16 protein-coding genes are annotated in these 22,608 nt (G+C 69.9%); 7 read left to right on the plus strand and 9 right to left on the minus strand.

Features of this window, described 5'->3' with window-relative positions; genetic code table 11:
- Positions 1–44: 44 nt before the first annotated feature.
- The 6 genes from BM417_RS09225 to BM417_RS09250 all read left to right on the plus strand — a co-directional run bounded on the left by BM417_RS09225 (position 45) and on the right by BM417_RS09250 (position 5,885).
- Positions 45–1,013 (plus strand): ABC transporter substrate-binding protein, encoded by a 969-nt coding sequence (locus BM417_RS09225; RefSeq protein WP_093589983.1) that lies wholly within the window; start codon positions 45–47, stop codon positions 1,011–1,013.
- A 112-nt stretch (positions 1,014–1,125) separates the two neighbouring features.
- Complete coding sequence (locus BM417_RS09230; protein ID WP_093589986.1) at positions 1,126–2,658, plus strand: sugar ABC transporter ATP-binding protein; 1,533 nt, start codon at positions 1,126–1,128, stop codon at positions 2,656–2,658.
- On the plus strand, positions 2,655–3,635 hold the full coding sequence (locus tag BM417_RS09235) for an ABC transporter permease (RefSeq protein ID WP_093589989.1): 981 nt from the start codon (positions 2,655–2,657) through the stop codon (positions 3,633–3,635). The genes BM417_RS09230 and BM417_RS09235 overlap by 4 nt, the downstream gene beginning before the upstream one ends.
- Positions 3,632–4,594, plus strand: a complete 963-nt coding sequence (gene yjfF / locus BM417_RS09240; protein ID WP_093589992.1) for a galactofuranose ABC transporter, permease protein YjfF — start codon at positions 3,632–3,634, stop codon at positions 4,592–4,594. The genes BM417_RS09235 and yjfF overlap by 4 nt, the downstream gene beginning before the upstream one ends.
- On the plus strand, positions 4,591–5,430 hold the full coding sequence (locus tag BM417_RS09245) for an expansin EXLX1 family cellulose-binding protein (RefSeq protein ID WP_245821799.1): 840 nt from the start codon (positions 4,591–4,593) through the stop codon (positions 5,428–5,430). Before yjfF ends, BM417_RS09245 begins: the two co-directional genes overlap by 4 nt.
- Before the next feature lie 29 nt (positions 5,431–5,459).
- A complete protein-coding gene (locus BM417_RS09250) occupies positions 5,460–5,885 on the plus strand; it encodes a nitroreductase family deazaflavin-dependent oxidoreductase (RefSeq protein WP_093591027.1) in 426 nt (141 codons plus the stop codon).
- A 3-nt stretch (positions 5,886–5,888) separates the two neighbouring features.
- On the opposite strand, the gene BM417_RS09255 is transcribed toward BM417_RS09250, so the two are convergent.
- From BM417_RS09255 to BM417_RS09295, 9 genes are all read right to left on the minus strand, one after another.
- Positions 5,889–7,316 carry a cellulose binding domain-containing protein gene (locus BM417_RS09255; protein WP_093589995.1) on the minus strand — a complete coding sequence of 476 codons (1,428 nt, stop codon included), beginning with the start codon at positions 7,314–7,316 and terminating at the stop codon, positions 5,889–5,891.
- Positions 7,317–7,435: 119 nt separating this feature from the next.
- Positions 7,436–9,388: a cellulase family glycosylhydrolase gene (locus BM417_RS09260; RefSeq protein WP_245821800.1), complete on the minus strand. Its 1,953-nt coding sequence runs from the start codon at positions 9,386–9,388 to the stop codon at positions 7,436–7,438.
- A 66-nt stretch (positions 9,389–9,454) separates the two neighbouring features.
- Complete coding sequence (locus BM417_RS09265; RefSeq protein ID WP_218164405.1) at positions 9,455–10,912, minus strand: glycoside hydrolase family 43 protein; 1,458 nt, start codon at positions 10,910–10,912, stop codon at positions 9,455–9,457.
- Positions 10,909–12,891 (minus strand): beta-galactosidase, encoded by a 1,983-nt coding sequence (locus tag BM417_RS09270; RefSeq protein WP_218164406.1) that lies wholly within the window; start codon positions 12,889–12,891, stop codon positions 10,909–10,911. Before BM417_RS09270 ends, BM417_RS09265 begins: the two co-directional genes overlap by 4 nt.
- The gene (locus BM417_RS09275) at positions 12,888–14,924 is read right to left on the minus strand and encodes a glycoside hydrolase family 31 protein (RefSeq protein WP_093590001.1); all 2,037 of its coding nucleotides are present in this window, start codon (positions 14,922–14,924) and stop codon (positions 12,888–12,890) included. The genes BM417_RS09270 and BM417_RS09275 overlap by 4 nt, the downstream gene beginning before the upstream one ends.
- 39 nt (positions 14,925–14,963) lie before the next feature.
- Positions 14,964–15,992 carry a LacI family DNA-binding transcriptional regulator gene (locus BM417_RS09280; RefSeq protein ID WP_093590004.1) on the minus strand — a complete coding sequence of 343 codons (1,029 nt, stop codon included), beginning with the start codon at positions 15,990–15,992 and terminating at the stop codon, positions 14,964–14,966.
- Positions 15,993–15,998: 6 nt separating this feature from the next.
- Positions 15,999–16,967 (minus strand): carbohydrate ABC transporter permease, encoded by a 969-nt coding sequence (locus BM417_RS09285; RefSeq protein ID WP_093591035.1) that lies wholly within the window; start codon positions 16,965–16,967, stop codon positions 15,999–16,001.
- A gap of 5 nt (positions 16,968–16,972) precedes the next feature.
- Positions 16,973–17,929: an ABC transporter permease gene (locus BM417_RS09290; RefSeq protein WP_245821801.1), complete on the minus strand. Its 957-nt coding sequence runs from the start codon at positions 17,927–17,929 to the stop codon at positions 16,973–16,975.
- The gene (locus tag BM417_RS09295; RefSeq protein ID WP_093590007.1) at positions 17,926–19,608 is read right to left on the minus strand and encodes a type 2 periplasmic-binding domain-containing protein; all 1,683 of its coding nucleotides are present in this window, start codon (positions 19,606–19,608) and stop codon (positions 17,926–17,928) included. Before BM417_RS09295 ends, BM417_RS09290 begins: the two co-directional genes overlap by 4 nt.
- Before the next feature lie 160 nt (positions 19,609–19,768).
- Here BM417_RS09295 and BM417_RS09300 point away from each other — a divergent pair, with 160 nt between their 5' ends.
- Complete coding sequence (locus BM417_RS09300; RefSeq protein ID WP_218164407.1) at positions 19,769–22,594, plus strand: glycoside hydrolase family 3 protein; 2,826 nt, start codon at positions 19,769–19,771, stop codon at positions 22,592–22,594.
- The last annotated feature ends 14 nt before the right edge of the window (positions 22,595–22,608 follow it).

Raw genomic sequence — 22,608 nt, forward strand, 5'->3', positions numbered from 1 at the left:
GCGGTCGAGCTCCGCGACACCGTCGTCACCCCGGAGGAACCCCAGTGCTGAAGAAGATCACGACAGTCGCCAGCGTGGTCCTGCTGAGCGCGCTCACCGCGTGCGGCTCAGGAGGCGGTGGTGGGGACACCGGCTCGTCCGGCGGCACCATCACGATGGGCTTCGCCCAGGTGGGTGCCGAGAGTGGCTGGCGCACCGCCAACACCAAGTCGATCCAGGACGAGGCCAAGACAGCCGGGATCGAACTGAAGTTCTCCGACGCGCAGCAGAAGCAGGAGAACCAGATCAAGGCGATCCGCTCCTACATCCAGCAGAAGGTGTCGGTGATCGCGTTCAGCCCGGTCGTCGAGACCGGCTGGGACACCGTGCTGCTGGAAGCCAAGCGCGCCAACATCCCCGTGATCCTCACCGACCGTTCGATCGACTCCGACGACACGTCGCTGTACAAGACGTTCCTCGGTTCCGACTTCGTCGAGGAGGGCCGCAAGGCCGGCGACTGGCTGGTGGCCAACGCCTCCGGCCCGACGAGCGTCGTGGAGCTTCAGGGCACCACCGGCGCGGCGCCCGCGATCGACCGCAAGACGGGCTTCGAGGAGAAGATCGCGGCCAAGCCCGACATCAAGGTCGTCGCGTCGCAGTCCGGTGACTTCACCCGCTCCGGCGGCAAGCAGGTCATGGAGGCGTTCCTCAAGTCCCAGCCGAAGATCGACGTGGTGTACGCGCACAACGACGACATGGGTCTGGGCGCCATCGAGGCGATCAAGGCCGCGGGCAAGGTGCCCGGCAAGGACATCAAGATCATCACCGTGGACGCGGTGAAGGACGGCATGCAGGCGCTGGCCAACGGCGAGATCAACTTCATCGTCGAGTGCAACCCGTTGCTGGGCAAGCAGTTGATGGACCTCGCGAAGAAGGTCGTGGCCGGCGAGCAGGTGCCGGAGCGGGTCGTGACCGTGGAGGGCACGTTCACGCAGGAGCAGGCCAAGGCCGCACTCCCCCAGCGCCAGTACTGAACCGAGTCCTACTCTCACAAGCAGAGGACTCACCCCCATAGACCCGTAGGGCCCGTCACTCCCGCGCATCGGGTGACGGGCCTTGCGGCCAGAACGACGAGAGCCAGGGCCCATGACCGAGTCACCGCCACCTGTCGTCGAGATGCGGGGCATCAGCCTCGCGTTTCCCGGCGTGAAGGCGTTGCAGGACGTCGACTTCCGGCTGTTCCCCGGTGAGGTGCACGCCCTCATGGGCGAGAACGGCGCCGGGAAGTCCACCCTGATCAAGACCCTGACCGGCGTGCACCGCCCCGACACCGGGCAGGTCGTGCTGGCCGGCGACGACGTGGCGTTCTCCTCCCCCGGTGAGGCCCAGCACGCCGGGATCAGCACGGTGTACCAGGAGGTCAACCTCTGCGCGAACCTCACGGTCGCGGAGAACATCCTGCTGGGCCGCGAACCCCGCAGGTTCGGCGGCATCGACTTCCCGGCGATGCGACGGCGTGCCGCGGAGGTGCTGGCGCGCATCGGCGTGCACATCGACCCGGCGTCGAGCCTCGGCGAGCACCCGATCGCGGTGCAGCAGCTGGTCGCCATCGCGCGGGCGATCGCGATCGACTGCCGCGTGCTCGTGCTCGACGAACCGACGTCCAGTCTGGACGCGGGCGAGGTCGCGGAGCTGTTCCGGATCATGCGCGTGCTGCGCGACGAGGGCGTGGCGATCCTGTTCGTGTCGCACTTCCTCGACCAGGTCTACGAGATCTCCGACCGGATGACGGTGCTGCGCAACGGAACCCTCGTCGGCGAACACCTCACCGCGGACGTGGACCGGCGCACGCTCATCGCGCAGATGATCGGCCGCGACCTCGGCACGCTGGAGGCGATCGAGCACGCCGCGGAGGAGCGCCAGGCCCAGGGCCCGGTGCTGGTGGCGGCGACGGGCCTGGGCAGGCGCGGCGCGATCGAACCGTTCGACCTGGAGATCCGCGCGGGCCAGGTCGTCGGCCTCGCCGGTCTGCTCGGGTCGGGCCGCACCGAACTCGCCCGGCTGCTCTTCGGCGCCGACCGCGCGGACTCCGGCCGGCTGCTCGTGGACGGCAAACCACTGCGCCTGCGCGGCCCCCGGTCGGCGATCGCGGCGGGAATCGCGTTCAGCTCGGAGGACCGCAAGGGCGAAGGCCTCGTCGCGGACCTCTCGATCCGCGACAACCTGGTGCTCGCGATGCAGGCGGCCCGCGGCTGGACCCGCCCGCTGCCGCGCAAGACCAAGGACCAGTTGGTCGACAAGTATCTGAAGGCGCTGGACATCCGGCCCGCCAACCCGGACGCGCTGGTGCGCACCCTGTCCGGCGGCAACCAGCAGAAGGTCCTCCTGGCCCGCTGGCTCGTCACCGAACCGCGGCTGCTGATCCTGGACGAGCCGACCAGAGGCATCGACATCGGCGCGAAGGCGCAGATCCAGCAGCTCGTCACCACGCTGGCCGCGGAAGGCACCGCGATCCTGTTCATCTCCGCGGAACTGGAGGAGGTCGTGCGCATCGCGGACCGCATCGTCGTGCTGCGCGACCGGCGCAAGATCGCCGAGCTGGACGGCTCGGTGACCGGCGTCGACGAGGTCGTCGAACTGATCGCGGGCGGGGCTACGCCGGAGAAGGTGGTGTCGTGAAGAACAAACTGCTGTGGCCGCTGCTGGCGTTGGTCGCGCTGTTGCTGCTCAACCTGATCGTGACGCCGTCCTTCTTCGCGTTGCGCATGCAGGACGGCCACCTCTACGGCGGCCTGGTCGACGTGCTGAAGAACGGCGCCCCGACCCTGCTGATCGCCCTCGGCATGACGCTGGTGATCGCCACCCGCGGCATCGACCTCTCCGTCGGCGCGGTGGCGGCGATCGCGGGTGCCGTGACGTGTGTCCACATCGGAACGTCGGGCAGCGCCTCCACGGCGTTCGCGGGCATGGCGATCGCGCTGGTGCTCTGCGCGGTTCTGGGGTTGTGGAACGGGTTCCTGGTGGCGGGGCTGGGCATCCAGCCGATCATCGCGACCCTGGTGCTGATGACCGCGGGACGCGGCGTGGCCATGCTGGTGACCGAGGGACAGATCGTCACGGTCAACAACACCGCCTACCGCCAGGTCGGCGCCGGGTTCGTGGTGCTGCCGGTCTCGATCCTGATCGCCCTGCTCGTGCTGGGGCTGGTGGCGTTCGTGACCCGGCGGACGGCGCTCGGCATGCTCATCGAGGCGGTCGGCGTGAACCCGGAGGCCTCACGGCTGGCCGGGGTGCGGTCCCGCACGATCATCTGGACCGTCTACGTGTTCGCCGCGGTGTGCGCGGGCATCGCCGGGCTGATGATCAGTTCCAACGTGAGCGCGGCCGACGCCAACAACGCCGGGTTGTGGATCGAGATGGACGCGATCCTCGCCGTCGTCATCGGCGGCACCTCGCTGGCCGGCGGACGGTACTCGCTCACCGGCACGCTGCTCGGCGCGCTGATCATCCAGACCCTCACCACCACCGTCTACACGATCGGCGTCGCCCCGGAGGTGACGCTGGTCTTCAAGGCGATCGTCGTCATCGCCGTGTGCCTGGTCCAGGCACCGAAGGCCCGTGCCGCACTGAGCTTCCGGAAGGTGGCCGTCTCATGACCACTCTCGCCCAACGGGTGCCGTCGCGGTTCCTGCCGGTGCTCGCGACCGTCGCGCTGTTCGTCCTCGCGTTCGGTGTCGGCTCGGCACGCTACGACGGGTTCGCGTCCGGCCAGGTGATCGCGAACCTGTTCATCGACAACGCCTTCCTCATCGTGCTCGCCGCCGGCATGACGTTCGTGATCCTCAGCGGTGGCATCGACCTGTCCGTCGGCTCGGTCGTCGCACTGTCCACAATGGTCACGGCGTCGGGTCTGCAGGCGGGGTGGCCCGTCCCGCTCGTGATCGTCGCCGTCCTGCTCACCGGCTCGACGCTGGGTCTGCTGATGGGCCTGGTGATCCACAAGTTCGACATCCAGCCGTTCATCGTCACGCTCGCCGGCATGTTCCTCGCCCGCGGCCTGTGCTTCCTGATCAGCGTGGAGTCGGTGTCCATCAAGGACAGGACGTTCCGCGACGTCGCCACCGCCGCGATCGAACTGCCCGGCGGCGTGACCATCACCTACAACGTCGTGATCGCGCTGCTGGTCGTCGCCGCCGCGATGTACGTCCTGCACCGCACGCGCTTCGGCCGCACGGTCTACGCGGTCGGCGGCAGCGAGTCGTCCGCGTTGCTGATGGGCCTGCCGACCACGCGCGTCAAGGTGGGCGTCTACGTCATCAGCGGCCTCTGCTCGTCGCTGGCCGGTCTGCTGTTCAGCCTCTACATGCTGTCCGGCTACGGCCTGCACGCCGTCGGCATGGAGCTCGACGCCATCGCGGCCGTCGTCATCGGCGGAACGCTGCTGGCGGGCGGGGTCGGCTACGTGCTCGGCGGGCTGGCCGGGGTGCTGGTGCTCGGCACGATCCAGACGCTGATCTCGTTCCAGGGCACGCTCAGCTCGTGGTGGACCAAGATCGTGATCGGCGTTCTGCTCCTGGTGTTCATCGCCGTGCAGCGGACTATAGTCCGGCGGTGACACGCACCCGCCTGTTGTTGTTAGCCGTGGTCGCGTTGCTGGTGGCGGTCGTCGGCGTGGTGGTGCTGCGTGATCCGCGGGGCATCGCGGGCACGGCCGTGGCCGGCCCGAGCGCCGCACCCACGACCACCACCCCGCCCGCCACCGCCCCTCCCGTGACGACCACGGCCGTGACCACGTCGGTCCCGAGCCCGGCCAAGACGCCCCAGGGCGCTCCCCTGGCCGGGAAGATCAAGCCCGGTGAGCAGCGCAAGGGCGTGGCGACGTTCTACGACTCCGACGGCGGCGGCGCGTGCTCGTACGACCCCGGCCCCGATCCGCTGACCGCCGCGATGAACGAGTCGGACTACGAGAACTCCGCCGCGTGCGGTGCGTTCGTCCTGGTCCAGGCCGGCGGGAAGAGCATCACGGTGCGGATCACGAACCTCTGCCCCGCGCCGTGCCGTCCAGGACAGCTGGACCTCAGCGCGGAGGCGTTCGCCATGCTGGCACCTCCGGTGAAGGGCGAGATCCCGATCACCTGGTCCCTCGTCAGCCCGGAGACGTCCAAGACCATCGCGATCCGCTACAAGTCCGGGTCCAGCCAGTACTGGTGCGGGATCCAGGTCCTCGACCACCGCAACCCCGTGGCCCGGCTGGAGGTCCAGGCGGGCGGGCAGTGGCGGCAGCTGAAACGCGCCGAGTACAACTACTTCCTCTCCGAGAACGGCGCCGGGTGCGGCGGGGCCATCGCGGTCACCGACGTCCACGGCGAACGTCTGGTGGTGAACGCGCTGCCGGTCAGGCCCGACGCGGTCCAGGCCACGACCCTGCAGTTCGCCCGCGCCGGGGAATGAGACCGGCCCCGGCGTTGTTGATCGTGGACATGGCAGATGTGAAGCTCAGCCCGACCGAGTGGGTCCAGGAGCAGACGAAGAAGATCCTCGAGACCGGCACGACCGAGGGCATCAAGGTCGTCGGCAGGCCGATCGTGCTGCTGACCGTGCGCGGTGCGAAGAGCGGCGCCCTGCGCTACACCCCGGTCATGCGCGTGGAGCACAACGGCAGCTACGCGGTCGTCGCGTCCAAGGGCGGCGCGCCCGAGCACCCGACCTGGTACTTCAACATCAAGGCGCACCCGGAGATCGTCCTGCAGGACGGCACCGAGGCGAAGGACTACGTCGCCCGCGAGGTCGACGGCGCCGAACGGGCCGAGTGGTGGGAGCGCGCCGTCGCAGCCTTCCCGAACTACGCCGAGTACCAGGTGAAGACCGACCGGCAGATCCCGGTGTTCGTGCTCGACCCGAAGTAGCCGTCACCACGGGAGGGGAAGCGTGGCGAGGTACTCGCCGAGCTTCCCCGCTATCAACCGGTGGTCGCGCGCCGAGAAGTGCCAGTCGCACCCCAGCCGGTCGAGCGCCGGGTCGCTGTAGTTCCAGTGGCGGACACGGCTGTCGCCCTGGGCGTTGCGGTCCTGCACCACCTGGCGGACGGCGTCGGCGAACGCGCCGGAGGCCTCGGGGACGCTCACGACGATCGTCGTGGCCGGGCCGTACCGGGTGCGCAACCTGTCGAGGAAGCCCTGGTACGCGGACTTGTACGCGGTGACGAGGCTGTCCGGGGTGGGCCACTGCTCGCCGGGGTTGAGCGCGGTGGAGAAGTCGTTGGTGCCCAGGCCGACCACGACCAGCTGCGGCCGCCACGTACCGGGGTTGCGCCACACGTCGCCGTCGACGTGCAGCAACGCCCGGTCGTAGTAGGTGCGGTAGCTGGTTCCTGGCGTGTGACCGTTGTAGTTGCGCACCATGCCCAGACCGGAGAACGCGTTGACCTGGTAGTCGGCGTTCAGCGCCTTGGCGGCGAGCGCGCCGAAGCTGATGTCGGTGTTGGTGTTGCGGGTGACGCCGCCGTTCGCGGAGCAGTCACGGGTGGTCGAGAGGTTGCCGTAGCCCGCGGTCAGGGAGTCGCCGATGAACTCGATCTGCCGGGTCCTTGCCGCGGGCCTGGCGAGAATCGCCCCGCCGTTCGCGGCGACGAAGCCACCGAACTCCCCCGCCGCCCAGGTGCTCTCGGTCCGCTTGACGAGCCGCACGCGGTGCTCGGTGTTGCTCAGGTTCCCGACCCGGTACGTCGTCTTGCCCGGCGTCACCAGCGTCGCGACGGTCGCACCGTCGATCTGCACGTCGTAGTCGTTCACCGAGTCGTTGAGGACGATCCCGACGCCGGTGCCCCGGAACCGGCCCTCGAAGTAGATCCCCGGCCAGGTGTACTGCCCGGACGAGGTGACCCGGCCCGCGGTGTGCGCCTGCTCCAGCGGGTCCGGTGCGGGTGCCGTGCCCGTGCACGCCGTGCCGTTGAGCGTGAAGCCGGCGGGCACGGGGTTGGCGGAACCGTTGGTGGCGCCGACGAAGCCGAACCCGGCACTCGCGCCGGTGCCGAGCGAGCCGTTGTAGCCCGCGTCGTCGACCGAGACCTGCGCGCCGGACTGGCGCACCGTGCCGTTCCAGAGCTGGGTGACCGTCTGGCCGGCGCCGAACGACCACGTCAGCTGCCAGCCGGTGACCGGATCGCCGAGGTTCGTGAGGTTGACGTCCGCGCTGAAGCCGCCCTGCCACTCGTGGGTCACCTGGTAGGAGACCCGGCAGCCCGCGGCGGCTCCGGCCTGCGGGACGCTGCTGATCGTGACGGCCGCGGTCAGTGCGGCGGTGAGGACGGCGGCCGCCGCCGGCTTGAACCGGTACACCCTGTGCTCCTTGAGTCCACTGTGGATGGCTGCGCGAACACGGAACCTCGTTGGAGGCCAAGGGTAGTGTCGAACGGCGTCGAACGGGGGAACGATCCCGTTCGACGCCGTTCGCCCGGTCAGGCGGTCGTGCCGGTCACCGAACTGCCCGACCTGACGACGTAGTAGGTGACCTTGAGGCCGCTCCAGTAGTGGAACGTCAGCGTCACCCGTGCGTTCTCCCTGACGGCGGCGAAGAAGTCCGGCGTCAGGGTCGTGCGTCCGTCGGTGTAGTTGGGCAGGAAGGTCCGGTCGTACTCCTTGAAGGACGTCCAGTCGTGCGGCCCCGCATTGGTGCCGTCGTCGTACTTGGCCTCCATCGTGGCGAGCTGGTCACCGCGGAAGGCCGTCGGAATCTCGAACCCGTCCGTCGTCCCGGAAGCGTTGGACAGCACCGGGGTGTCGTAGGTGATGACGTGGAACCGCCACGGCACGCCCTGGGAGAAGCGGGCCGTCAGCACCGCGTTCGTGCCGTAGCCCCGGGAACCGCTCAGCCTCGTCAGCGCGGGCGCGGTCAGGGTGAGCTGGTCGCCCGAGATCGTGTAGTCACGGCCGCGCGTCAGCTTCGTAGACCCGTGGTAGAGGTCGGTGAACTTCGTGCCGTTGAGGTCGAGCGCGATGGTCTTGGCCGTGATGGCGCTCGACTTCTCGTTGAACACCTGGTCCGTGTGGGCGGTGCCGGAGCGGGTCGTCCAGCTCGACCTGATCTGCGCGTAGAGCTCGGGATCGTTCCACTGCCCCGAGGTGCGGTTCAGGTGCTGGCCGTTGTCCCACAACATGGTGGTGACCTTCTTCGTGCGGGCGTAGAAGCCGAGGTGCTCGAAGAACTTCAGCTTCTCGCCCTGCTCGATGGTGCCGGTGTGCCGGTCGAAGCCGAGCAGCCCGTACTCGCCGATGATCACCGGGATGCCGCGCGCGACGAAGCTGTCGTGCACGCGGTCGAACATGTCGGTCATGTCCTTCCGCGCGGTCGCGTCGAAGCGCGTGCCACCGGCGACGTTGACGCTGAACGGCCAGTAGCCGTAGTAGTGCACGGTCGCGATCAGGTTGGGATCGGCGAACCCGCGGATCTGCTCCACCAGCGCGTCGACGTACGTCTGCTCGGACGAGGTGTGCAGGGTCGGCAGGACCAGCAGGCGGGTGGCGTTGTTGCCGCCCGACCGCCGCACGATGTCGTGGAACGACGCGTTGAGCTCGCTGTTGAGCGCGATCTCCTGCGGCTTGCCGGTGCTCCCGGTGAACTGCGGCTCGTTCCAGCTCTCGAACGTCAGCCTGGGCCCGAACTCGGCGAAGGCGCCCGCCAGTTGCGTCCAGATCGCGTTGAACCGGGCAAGCACGTTGTCGTGCTCCGCCGGCATGGTCCAGATCCATTGCCACGAGTCGTGGTGGATGTTGACCATCACGTACAGGTCGCGGGCCAACGCCCAGCGCACGACCTCCTTGACGCGGGCGAGGTACGCCGGCTCGATCACGTGGTCAGGCCCGAGGTGCGCGCTCCACGTGACGGGCAGGCGCACGCTCTTGAAGCCCTGCGCCTTCACGTTGTCCAGCAGGGCTTCCGTGATGCGCGGGTTGCCCCACGACGTCTCGTCGCTGCCCGTCGAGTCGAGGGTGTTGCCCAGGTTCCACCCCGGCTGCATCGCTGCGGTGTGCTGCGTCGCGCTCAGGCGCGGGCCGCCGTGGACGCACGTGACCCCGTTGAGGGAGAACGACAACGGCGCTGTGTTGGCCGCCGCCCAGGTACCGTTGAAGCCGAACCTCACCGTCGCGTTCGTCGCGATCTTCGCGTTGTACCGCACGTTCCCGGCCGTGACCCGCTGACCGGACTCGGTGATCTTCGCGTTCCAGCCGTGGCCCGCCTGCTGGCCGGACGGCCACTCCCAGCTCAGCTCCCAGCCGTCGAGGGCCGCGCCGCGGTTGGTCACGGCGACGTCGGCGACGAAGCCGCCCTGCCACTGGCCCTTCACCGAATAGGTGATCTCACAGCCGGTCTCGGCGGCCGCGGACGCCGTCGCCGGCACGACGGTGGCCACGAGGGCCACCACCGCGCCGAGAACCGCGTGCACTCTCCTGCGTGATCCGAACATGAACCCTCGCAATCAGTCGAGCTGCTGGTACTCGAACCAGTCGAAGTGGACGGTGCCCGCCGCGGCGTACAGGCCGATGACGCGGCCGGTGAACCCACCGGCCACCTCGGTCGAGAGGTACTTGCCGTCGAGCGTGGCGAGTGCGGTGAAGGCGCCGCCGGGTTCCTCCACGCCGAACGACAGGGTGTCGGGCCCGGAGCGCGCGTCCCGCAGGTCCCGGGCCTCCTCCACGCGCACGACCAGAACCAGCGGCCCCTCCGGCACCGGCCGGGAGGCGACCACGGTGCTCACCGGTCCGATGCGGGCGAGAACGCGTACCTCCCCTTGCCCGGCCTCGATCTCGTAGTGGTGTTCCTCGTCGAGCCGGACCGCCAGGCCACCGCGACCCTCCGACGGGTCCAGCAGCGTGCGGGCGAGGCAGGACAGGTGCTGCTGGCGGCGCCCGGCGAACACGACGGCGGGATCGTCCATTCCGGACCCTCGGGCGTGCAGCGTGAGCCAGCCCGCGCGTTCCTTCGTGGTGCAGTGACGCTCGGAGCGGTCGCGCAGGGAGACCCAGCACGGCCGCAGTTCGGCCAGGTCGAAGTCGTCCCGTTCCGGCGCGGGGGAACCGGGCGCGCCGGACGCCAGCTCCCCGACCACCGGCCAGCCGTCGACCCAGGCCACCGGCGCCAGGAAGGTCTCCCGGCCGAGCACGTGCCAGCCGGGGGTGCCGCCGCCGGGCCGGACACCGAGCAGCACCATCCACCACGCGCCGTCCGGTGCCTGCACCAGATCGGCGTGACCGGTGTTCTGGACGCGCTCGTCGGTGCCGCGGTGGCTCAGGATCGGGTTGGCGGGGCACGGCTCGAACGGGCCGTCCGGCGACGAGGAGCGGGCGATCGAGACGCCGTGGCCGCGTTCGGTGCCGCCCTCGGCGATCAGCAGGTACCAGTGGTCGCCGATCCGGTACAGGTGCGGTGCTTCCGGCGCCTTGGCACCGGGCGTACCGGACCACAGCCGTCGCGGCTCACCGAACGTCTCACCGGTGGCCGGGTCGACCCGGTACTGCAGCACCCCGGCGACCGTGCACCAGCAGTTGCCCTCGTCGTCCCAGGCGAGGTCGGGGTCGATGCCGCCGACACCGGGCAGCGGGACCGGATCGGACCAGGGACCGGCCGGGTCGGTGGCGGTGAACACCATGTTGCCGCTGCCGTGACTCACGCTCGTGACGACCAGCCAGAACCGGCCGTCGTGGTGGCGCAGCGCCGGCGCGTAGATCCCCGCCGACGACGGTGTCTCCGCGGTCAGGCGCAGTTGGCTCGGACGCTCCAGGGCGTTGCCGATCTGGTTCCACCGCACCAGGTCCCGGCTGTGGAAGACCGGAATGCCGGGGAAGTACTCGAAGCTGGAGCACACCAGGTAGTAGTCCTCCCCCACCCGGCACACGCTCGGGTCGGGGTGCATTCCCGGGATCACGGGGATCGTCACAGCGGGCTTTCTCCTTCCAGCACAGCGCACCCGCCGGGTGGCAGCTCCCGCACCGGTCCGCCCGTCAGCACGTCGTGGGCGGGATCGGGCAGGGACACGGGTTCGGCGCGGTGGTTGAGCACGAAGTGCCAGCGGCGGCCGTCCTCACCTTGGCGGACAACGACTTCGACGCCCGGCGGCAGACCGGGCAGGGTCGGGCCGACGCCGGCGGAGTCCAGCAGCCGGGACACCAGTGCCGTGTGGTCCGCGTCGTCGAGCCGCGTCGACAGATACCAGGCATCGCCCGCGCCGCAACGGTTCCGGGTCAGCGCGGGAGAACCGGCGAGCGCGCCGTGGGTGTACGTGGCGATGGTCTCCGCGCCCTGTGCGCGCACCGACTCGCTCCAGACCGTGCCGTGCGAGGAGTCCGAAAGGACGATCCGTTCCTCGTGCCGCAGTGGCCGGTACTCCTCGACCCGGATGCCCAGCGCTTCGCGGAGCGGGGCGGCGGGATAGCCGCCGAGCCGGGCGTGCCCGCGACTGTCGACGACCCCGCTGAAGTACTGGACCAGCAACGTTCCGCCGTTGACGACGTAACGGCGCAGGTTCTCCGCGCCCGCGTCGGAGAGCAGGTACAGCGCCGGGGCGACGACCAGCCGGTAGCGGCTCAGGTCTGCTTCCGGATGCGCGAAGTCGGTGACGACCCCGTTGTCCCACAACGCCCGGTGCGCGTTTCGCAGTGCGGAGTGGTAGCCGAGCCCGGACGAGGGCAGGCCGTCCGAGCTCAACGCCCACCAGGCATCGGAGTCGTGCAGCACGGCCACGTCGGCGGTCACGGTCGAGCCCGCGAGCGCACCGAGCCGGGACACGGCCTCGCCCGTCGCCTTCACCTCGGCGAACACGCGGCTGTCCGGACCGGCGTGCGGGACCATCGCCGAGTGCCACTGCTCGGCGCCCGCCTTCGACTGGCGCCACTGGAAGAACAGCGCCCCGTCGGAGCCGCGCGCGATGTGGCCGAGGGAGTGGCGCAGGATCTCGCCGGGTTCCTTGGCCAACGTCCGGCCCTGGTCGTAGACCGTGCTGGTGCCCTGTTCCATCAGCAGCCACGGCCTGCCGTTCCCGAACGAGCGGGCCCGGTCCGCGGCGAACGCGACGTCCGCCGCCGCGTCGAGACCCGGCCGATCCGGGTAGTGGTCGATCGCGACCAGGTCGACCTCGCGGCTCAGCGCCCACAGGTCGACGTTCTGGTAGCCGGGTTGCATCATGTTCGTCGTCACCGGCCGGTCGCTGTGCGTGCGGATCGCGTCCCGCTGCTCGAGGTAGGCGGCGATCACCTCGTCGGAGAAGAACCGGCTGAAGTCCAGCGTGAGACCGGGGTTGCGGTGCCACTGGGTGGCGCGCGGCGGCAGGACCTGCTCCCAGCTGCCGTACCGCTGGCTCCAGAACGCCGTCCCCCACGCCTCGTTGAGAGCGTCCAGCGAGCCGTGCTGGGCGCGCAGCCAGACCCGGAACGCGGCGGCGGTGTGCTCGCACCAGCACAACGTCACGTACTCGTTGTGCACGTGCCACAACGCGACCGCCGGGTGGTCGCCGTAGCGTTCCGCGAGCGCGGAGGCGATGCGCCGGGCCGCCTCGCGGTAGGCCGGGGCGCTGACGCAGTAGGTGTCGCGGCTGCCGTGGACCAGCCTGGTGCCCTCACGGGTGACCGGCATCGCGTCCGGGTGAGCCAAGGTGAACCACGGCGGCGGTGAGGCGGTCGGCGTGGCCAGGTCGACCGAGACCCCGTTGGCGTGCAGGCGGTCCAGGTGCGCGTCGAGCCACGCGAAGTCGTAGCGGCCCTCTTCCGGTTCGAGCAGGGCCCAGGAGAAGACGCCGACCGTGGCCAGGTTGACCCTGGCCTCGCGCATCAGCTCGTCGTCCTCCTTCCACACCCGCTCGTCCCACTGCTCGGGGTTGTAGTCGCCACCGAAAGCCAGGCCGCCCAGCCGATCCGCGATCACGCCTCCTCCCACACGGGCAGCCTGGCGCCGTCGCGCAGGAACAGCGGGATGCGGTCGAGCGGCGCGGCGACGGTGACCGTCTGCCCGCCCTCGTGCTCCTCGCCGGTCCACGCGTCGGTCCATCGCGCGCCGGCGGGCAGGTGGACGGCACGCTCGCGGGCGCCCGCCTCGGTGATCGGAGCCACGAGCAGGTCGGGGCCGAGCAGGAACGCGTCCTCGACGCGCCACGCCGCCGGGTCGTCCGGGAACTCCAGGAACACCGGCCGCATCGGCGGCACACCGGTCTCGGAGGCCGTGCGCATCTGCGCCATCACGTAGGGGCGCAGGCGTTCCCGCAGCCGCAGGTGCCCGGCGAGGATCTCGTACGCCTCCTCTCCGTAGGACCAGACCTCGTTGGCCAGCCCGGTCATCGCGGGCTCCAGCACCTGCTCGTCGCCGCGGAAACCGTGCAGGCGGAACAGCGGGCAGAAGGTGCCGTACTGGAACCAGCGCACGAGGACCTCGCGGTAGGCGGGGTCGTCGGGGTCACCGCCGTGGAAACCGCCGATGTCCGTCGTCCACCAGGGAATGCCGGACATCATCACGTTCAGCCCGGCCTTGATCTGCGTGCGCAGCGTGGCGAAGTCCGTGCCGATGTCACCGGACCACAGCGCGGCGCCGTACCGTTGCGCGCCCGCCCATGAGGAGCGGTTGAGCGAGATGATCTCGGTCTCCCCCGCCGCGGTCAGTCCTTCGTGGACGGTCCGGGCGTTCTCGCGCGGGTAGAGGTTGCCGACCTCGAGACCGGGACCCGCGTGGTAGCGCAGGTTGTACTGGTGGCCGGGTTTGAGCTCTGGTTCGCCGGCGTCCAGCCAGAACACGGAGATGCCGAGGTCGTGGTAGCCGCGCCGGATCCGTTCCCAGACGTACTCGCGCGCCTCGGGGTTGGTGGCGTCGTAGAAGGCGACCTGGGCGGAGTAGGCGCCGAGGCCCTTGTCCGGCCAGTCGGCGTGCGCCATCGGCCCGAACTCGGTGCCGACGAACAGGCCCTGGTTCAGCATGGGGTGGTAGTTCTCGCTCGCCGGGCTGATCGAGGGCCAGACCGAGACCATCAGCCTGACGCCCATCTCGTCCAGCTCGCGGACCATCGCCGCCGGGTCGGGCCACTCGGAGGTGTCGAACTTCCACTCGCCGAGGTGCGTCCAGTGGAAGAAGTCGCAGACGATCACGGACAACGGCAGCCCGCGCCGCCGGTACTCGCGCGCGACCTCGAGCAGTTCCTCCTGGGTGCGGTAGCGCAGCTTGCACTGCCAGAAACCGGAAGCCCACTCGGGAAGCTCCGGCGAATGCCCCGTCACGTCCGCGTAGCGCCGCAGCACGTCGGCGGGACTGCCCGCGGTGATCCAGTAGTCGATCTGACGGGCGCTGTCGGACACCCAGCGGGTGCCGGTCTCCGCGAGCTCCACCCGGCCGATCGCGGGCGAGTTCCACAGCAGGCCGTAGCCGCGGTCGGAGATCAGCAACGGGATGGTGACCTCGGCGTTGCGCTGGACGAGGTCGATGACCGCGCCCTTCTGGTCGAGCATGCCGTGGGTGTGCTGGCCGAGGCCGTAGAGCCGTTCTCCCTGGTAGGCGCGGAAACGCTGTTCCAGCCGGTGATGGCCGTTGCCCGTCGCGGTGGCGAGACGCGGCCCTGGCCACCAGAAGTGGGCTGGTTCCTCCGCGAGGAGCTCGGTGCCGTCCTCGGTTCTGGTGAACGTCAGCGTGCCGGCGGCCGCTCCCAGTTCCGGGGTCAGGGCGCCTTCGGTGCCGGCGTCGATGCGCACGGTGAGCGTGCCGTGCACGAGGGTGGCGTGGTGCTCGGAGATCTTGATCTCCACCGGGCCGCCGTCCGGTGGCGTGCCGAGCAACGCGCCGGGGAGGTCGTCGAGCAGCGGACCGGCGGGAGTGGCGCGCACGCGGACCGCGTCGGAGCCCCACGCCTCGACTCGGAGCGTCTCGCCCCTGGCCCGCCATTCGAGCGCGGTGCCGAGGTCTCGGAAGTACTGGGGCATGCGGAAGCTCCTCACGTTCCTGGATGAGTGCGGAGAAGGTCAGGGAAGCAGTGGCGCGGGTCCCGTGCTCTCGCGCACGGTCAGGGTCGGGGTGAGCAGAGCCCGGTCGTCGTCCGGACGGCCGCCCTCGCTCGCCGCGGCGAGCCTGCCGACGATCTGCTCCACGGCGACCCGGCCGAGCTCCTGCGCGGACCCGGTCACCGCCGTGAGCCTCGGCGCGAACTGCTCGGCGAGCTGGTCCTGGCACAACGCGATCACCGAGACGTCCTCGGGGACGGTCCGCCCGCCGGTGCGCAGCAGGGTGAGCAACGGGCCGATCGCGCCCTCGTTCTGCACCACGAACCCGGTGGTGCCGGGACGATCCGCGAGCACGCGGGCGAGCGTGCCCGCGGTGCTCTCGTAGGTGCCCTCGCAGGTCCGGTGCAGGAAGCGCAGACCACGCTGCCCCGCCCGGTCGCGGAACCCGGCGAGCGTGCGTTCGGCGTACCCGGCGTGCCGGTGGTAGACCCCGGACCCGTAGCCGATGAACGCGATCTCGCGGTGACCGAGATCGGCGAGGTGGTCCGCGCACAACGCCCCGGCCGCCACGAAGTCGTGGTCCACACAGGACAGTCCGCGCGCGTCGTCGGCCAGCCCGATGAGCGTGGCCTGGGTGCCCTGCGCGCGCAGCACCGGGATCCGTTCGTCGTCCAGCTCGACGTCCATCAGGATCAGGCCGTCCGCCAGACCGCTGGCGGCGATCCTGCGGACCCCGTCCGGCCCCTCGTCGTTGGTGATCAGCAGGACGTCGTAGCCGTGCTGACGGGCCGCCGTGGTCACCGAGATCGCGATCTCCATCATGACCGGGACGTAGACGTCGGTCCGCAACGGCACCATCAACGCGATGATGTGCGACCGCCGCGCGGCCAACGCCCGCGCACCGGCGTTGGGGTGGTACCCGAGCTCCCGCACGGAGCTGCGCACCCGGCGGCGGGTCTCCTCGGAGATCGCGCGCTTGCCGCTGAGCACGTAGCTCACCGTGCTGGACGACACGCCCGCATGCCTGGCCACGTCGGCAATGGTCACCATGGATGTTCAGCCCTTGATCGCGCCGGTCAGGACGCCCGTGCGGAAGTGCTTCTGCACGAACGGATAAACGATGAGCAACGGCACGAGCGTCAGCACCACCACGGCCATCTGCAGCGACAGGGGCGCGGTCTGGGAGAACGCCGTGCCGAAGCCCGAGTTGACCGAGCCCGGCATGCCGTTGCCCCGGTTGACGTACGTGTAGAGCACGTACTGCAGCGGCCACTTCTCGCTGTCCGTCGGCATGTACAACATGACGTTGAAGAACGAGTTCCAGTAGCCGACACCGTAGAAGAGCGCCATCACCGCGGTCACCGCGCGCGAGGTCGGCAGCACGATGGACCACAGGATCCGCCAGTCCCCCGCGCCGTCGATCCGCGCCGCCTCGATCAGGTCGGCCGAGGTGCTGGAGTAGAACGACCGCAGGATCAGGATGTTGAAGACGGAGATCGCGCTCGGCAGGATCAGCGACCACCACTGGCCGTAGCCGCCCAGCCCGGTGACGACCAGGAAGGTGGGGATCAGGCCGCCGTTGACGAACATCGTGACGATCAACAGGGTGAGCAGGAAGCGGTGTGCGAACGACCGGGAGCGGGACAGGCCGTAGGCGCACATGACCGAGACCGCCATCGACACGGCGGTGCCGGCCGCGGTGATGCCGAGACTCACCAGCAGCGCGGTGCGCACCGTGGTGTCCTCCAGCATCACCCGGTAGGCCTCGAAGGTCAGTCCGTCGGGCCAGATCACGAGACCACCGGCGCGGTTGACCGCGCCCTGGGTGGACAGGCTGGTCACCACGATGATCCACAACGGCACCAGCATCACCAGCAGCACGCCGCCGAGGGTGATGCCCTTGGCGGTCTCGCCGGCGATCGTCGGCGGTTCCTCCCACGCCGGCCGGGTGTTCCGCTTCTTCTTGCGAACCGCTTGCGGCGCAGCAGTTTCCGCAGCCTCGAGGGTGCGTTCGATCGTGAGCATGTCGGTCATCTCCGGTACAACCCGTCTTCGCCGAAGGCGTGCGCCAGCTTGTTCGCACCCCAGATGAGCAGCAGCGAGATCACGCTCTTGAACAGACCCGCCGCCGCGCCGTAGCTGTAGTCGCCGGTCGCGATGCCGTAGTAGAACGAGAAGGTGTCCAGCACGTCGGCCGTGTCGTAGCCCACGGCGTCGCGCTGGATCAGGAACTGCTCGAAGCCGACGGTCAGCGCGTTTCCCAGGCGCAGCACCAGCATCAGCACGATGACGCCGCGCAGGCCGGGCAGGGTGATGTGCCACAGCCGCCGCCACCGACCGGCACCGTCCGCCGCCGCGGCCTCGTAGAGGTCGGTGTTGACGGCGGCGAGCGCGGCCAGGAAGACGATGATCCCCCAGCCGGCCTCCTTCCAGATCACCTGGGCGGAGACCAGCAGCGCGAAGGTGTCCGGGTTCGTCATGACGTCCCAGGTACCGATGTCGTTGTTGCGCAGGAAGTGGTTGAGCGCTCCCGCACCGCCGAGCATCTGCTGGAAGATCGTGATGGCCAGCACCCACGAGAAGAAGTGCGGCAGGTAGACGACCGACTGGATGAAGTTGCGCACCCGTTGCGACAGAACCGAGTTGAGCAGCAGGGCCAGCGCGATCGGGACCGGGAAGAACAGGACCAGCTGGACGAAGCTCAGGTACAGCGTGTTCTGCACCGCGTTCCAGAACAGCGCGTCACCGAACAGCCGCTGGAACTGGTCGAGACCCGCCCACGTGCTGTACCAGATCCCGGCCAGCGGGTCGTACTCCTGGAACGCGGTGACGAGCCCGAACAGCGGGACGTAGTTGAAGACCAGCAGCAGGACGACCGCGGGCAGCGTCATCAGGATCAGCGAACGGTCGCGGCGCAGCCTCACCCGCCAGTTCAGCCGCACCGGTCGCGCTGCGCGGTCCGGCCGCGTCGGAGTCGCCGTGGTCACTGCCCGGTGCCGTGCTTCTGCAGGACGTTGTCGTTCGTCCACTGGATGAGCTTGTCCCCGCCACCACTGGTCTTCCAGCTCGCCACGGCGTCCTTCACCGAGGCCACCGTCTTCTTGCCGTGGATGCAGTCCTTGATCGCGTCCTCGACCTGCTGTGCGGCGTCCGCCGTGGCCTGCGCCTGGGGCATGCTGATGTTCATGTTCCAGAAGACCGGCTTGGCCAGCGCCTTCACGTTGGCGGCCTGCCAGGCGAGGTAGTCCTTGGTGACCTGCGGCGCGCCGGGGCTGTTGGTCGCGGCGGCCGGCGCGGCCAGGAACGGGTAGGTCTGCGCCTGGACCTCCTTCTTACCGGCCTCGGTGGCCGTCGGCACGCCGTCGACCGTGGTGAAGTGGGTGCCCTCGACGCCGAAGTTGACCATCGTGAACTCGGCGGAGCCGAACGGCGCGGCGAGGTAGTTCGCGACGGCCAGGCACTCCTCGATCTGTTCCGGCTTCAGGTTGATGTTGAGGTAACTCATGATGTCGGCGCCCGCGCCCATGTAGACGCGCGGCGTGCTCTTGCCGTCGGCGGCGATGACGTTGAACGCCCCGCGGCGGTAGTTCGGGTCGGCGGCCCTGCCGGACTGGAGGTCGGCGAGGTTCCACGCCCCCGTGCCGCCACTGGAGATCAGCGTCTTCCCGCCGTAGAACCGCGTGTTGCCGTTGGCGTTGTCGCCCGCCAGCGCGTCGGGGTGCACGTAGCCCGCGGCGGCGAGCCGGTTGTTCCAGTCGAGCGCCGCGTAGAACTCCTCGGTCTCGAACAGGTGGACCAGCTTCCCGTTGTCCACCCGCCACTTCAGCGGCGCGCCGAAGGAGGTGTAGAGGTAGCGGTAGACGTCGTCGAACGCCCACACGCCGCTCTTGGCGTCGGTCAGCTCCTTGCCGAGCCTCATCAGGTCGTCGGCGGACTTCACCTGGTCCGCGGTAATTCCCTTGGCGTCGAAGAGGTCGCGGCGGTAGTAGAGGGTGCCCGCGATCTGGAAACCGGTGGCGAACGAGGGGATTCCGTAGAGCTTCTCGCCCCAGGCACCGGTCCGCCACGCGGAGGTCGGGATGGCCGCGAGGTTGGGGTACTTCTTGATGTTGTCGCCGGACAGGTGGGGCGTCAGGTCCGCGAGCTGGTTCCCCACCAGCCCGCCGACGTTCATCTGGGAGTTCCACCAGGCCGGCAGCTGGATCCAGTCCGGCAACCGCTTCGAGGCGGTCATCGTCGGGATGATGGTGTTGTAGGTGTTGCCGTCCGCCGGCTTCATCTCCAGCTGGACGCCCAGAGCCTTGTTCATGGCCGAGTAGAACGCGTTGTCGGCGGGCGGGATGGTCCCCCACAGCGGCGTGACCGCCGAGTACTTCCCGCCCCTGCCCGGCACACCGGACACCGTGGCGACCCGGTTCGCCGGGTAGCTGAGGAAGCCGGGGTTCGTCATCACGTCGGGGCCGCCCAGGACGGACGGGATGTCCGGTTTGATCGACGTGTTCGGCACGTAGGCCGGTAACACGGCCTTGAGCGCGGCCTCCGAGCCCACTCCGGCCCGCTGCGCCGGGCCACTTCCGCAGGCGGACAGCAGTGGCCCCATCGCGACGAGCCCTGCCGCGGAGACGGCGGCGTTCAGGAAGCTTCTGCGGTTCAACTCGTTGCCCATGGCGGAACCGATCCTTCATCGTTGAAGTGTCGAAGCGCTTAAACAGATGCCGGGGAGGTTAGTGACGCAGGTCGCATCAGACAAGACCGTTGACAGCAGAAACCTCTGCGTGACAACGTCGAAACGCTTCAACGCTAGCTCTGAGCTGAGGGGTCACCACGTGGTTTCCGAGTTCGTGCCCGCCGTCGATCGGCTGCCTTTTCGCGACTCCGCGCTGTCGACGCGCAAGCGCATCGACGATCTTCTGGCGCGGCTCACGCTCGACGAGCGGATCGCGATGCTGCACCAGTACTCACCGGCCGTGCCCCGCCTCGGTGTGGCCGCGTTCCGCACCGGGTCGGAGGCGCTGCACGGCGTCGCGTGGCTGGGCTCCGCCACCGTGTTCCCCCAGGCGGTCGGGCTGGGCGCGACCTGGGACGAGGAGCTGGTGCGCCGCGTCGCCGAAGCCACCTCGGTCGAGCTGAGGGCGTTCCACTACCACCGCCCGGCCGCCGTCGGCACGGGCAGGAACAGCCTTCAGGCATGGGCTCCGGTGCTGAACCTGCTGCGCGACCCCCGCTGGGGCCGCAACGAGGAGGGCTACTCCGAGGACCCGGTGCACACCGCGCGGATCGGCACGGCGTTCTGCCACGGTCTCGCGGGCGAGCACCACCGGTTCCTGCGCGCGGCCCCGGTGCTCAAGCACTTCCTGGCCTACAACAACGAGGACGACCGCTGCGTCACCTCCTCCGGCCTGCGCCCGCGCGTGCTCCAGGAGTACGACCTCGCGGCCTTCCGCCCCGTGGTCGCCTCGGGCGCCGCCACCGGCGCCATGGCCGGCTACAACCTGGTCAACGGCCGCCCGTGCCACGTGACACCGCTCATCGGGACGGAACTGCGCCGCTGGGCCGAGCCGACCGGACACGAGCTGTTCGTGGTCAGCGACGCGGAGGCGCCGTCCAACCTGGTGGACCCGGAGCACTACTTCGACGACCACGCCGAGTCCCACGCCGCCGCGCTCAGGGCGGGCATCGACAGCTTCACCGACCACGGCGAGGACAGCGCCGTGCCGATCGGCAGGCTCCGCGAGGCGCTGGAGCGCGGCCTGATCGACGAGGAGGACGTGGACCGCGCCGTGCGCCGGCAGCTGGAGATCCGCTTCCGCCTCGGCGAGTTCGACCCCGATCTCGACCCGTACGCCACCATCGGCCCCGAGGTCATCGGCTGCGCCGAGCACCGCGCCCTCGCGCTGCGGTCCGCGACCGAGTCGGTCGTGCTGCTGCGCAACGAAGGACTGCTCCCGCTCGACGCGGGCAGCACGTCGCGGATCGCCGTGATCGGCCCGCTCGCCGACATGGTGTGCGAGGACTGGTACAGCGGCACGCTTCCGTACCAGGTGACCGTCGCGAGTGGACTCCAGGCCGTGCTGGGCGAAGGCGGCGAGGTGGTCGTCGCGGACGGCTCGGACCGGATCGCGCTGCGCTCGCGCACCAGCGGCGAGCTGCTGGGCAAGACGCCGTTCGACGTCGTCGACTGGGGCGACGGCGTGCTGACGCTGCGGTCGGCGGAGTCCGGGCGCTACCTGAGCCTCCAGGACACCTCGCTGGCCGCCGACCAGGAGCTGATCAAGAGCTGGGAGGTCCGCGAGACGTTCCGCCTCGTGCCCGCCGAAGACTCGGTGTTGCTGCAGAACGTGCTCACGGGCCGGTACGCCGTCGTCGATCCCGTCGACGGCAGGGTGACCGTCACCGCCCAGACCGCCGACGCCGCCGAACGCTGGGAGCGCGAGGTCCTGCGCGACGGCACCGCGGAGGCACTGGCCGCCGCGCTGTCGGCCGACGTCGCGGTGGTGGTCCTCGGCAACCACCCGCTGATCCACGGACGGGAGACCGAGGACCGCGCGGGAATCGCGCTCCCGGCCGCCCAGGACGCGCTGCTGCGCGCGGTCGCGGGAGTCCGGCCGGACACGGCTCTGGTCGTGATGAGCAGCTACCCGTACGCCCTGGACTGGGCGGACGAGCACGTGCCCGCCGTGGTGTGGACGTCGCACGGCGGGCAGGAGACGGGCCGGGCGCTGGCCGCCGTCCTGCTCGGCGAGGCCGAACCCGCCGGACGGCTGCCGCAGACCTGGTACCGCGGCGACGACGCGCTGCCGCACCCGCTCGACTACGACATCATCAAGGCCGGCTGGACCTACCAGTACCACCGCGCCACGCCGCTGTACCCCTTCGGCCACGGCCTCTCCTACACCGGTTTCGCCCACCGCGACCTGATCCTGTCGTCGAACACCGCCAGCCCGGACAGCGCGATCGACCTCTCGGTGACGCTGGCCAACACCGGAGCCAGGCACGGAAGCGACGTCGTCCAGCTCTACGTCCGCGCGCTGCACGCGCGGTACGAGGCCCCGCTGCTGCGGCTCGCCGACTTCCGCAAGGTCACGCTGGCTCCCGGTGAGAGCCGGGTCCTGTCCTTCCGGCTGCCCGTGGACCGGCTCGCCCACTGGGACGTCGCGACCGGTGCGTTCGCGGTGGATCCCGGCGCCTACGAGGTTCTCGTCGCCCGGTCGGCCGGGGACGTCGTGCTCACCGCCCCGCTCACGGTGGCAGGACCGGCTCCGTCGCCTCGCGCGGGCGTCCGCCGTCTCTTCGCCGCCGACTTCGACGACCACGACAACGTGACCCTCGTCGACGCCACGCGCGTGACCGGTGACGCGGTCACCGCCACCGACGCCGATCGACCGGCCACCCTGTGGTTCGGGCGGACCGACCTGTCCGGCGCGCTCCGCGTCGAGGCGGAGGTCTCCGCGGAGAACCCCTTGGCACGACTGGAGTTCAGGACGGACGAGGGGGTGCTGGCGGAGCTCCCGGTGCCGGCCACCGGCGGCCGTTACGAGTGGACGACCGTCTCGGCGGCGCTGCCTTCGGCGGTGACGGGGGTCCACGACCTGCGAGTGGTCCTGCACGGTTCCTTCCGGCTCACGTCCTTCCGCTTCTCCACCGCAGAATGAGATCCGCACGCCGA

This window comes from Lentzea waywayandensis, from assembly GCF_900115955.1.
GTDB classification, from domain to species: Bacteria; Actinomycetota; Actinomycetes; order Mycobacteriales; family Pseudonocardiaceae; genus Lentzea; species Lentzea waywayandensis.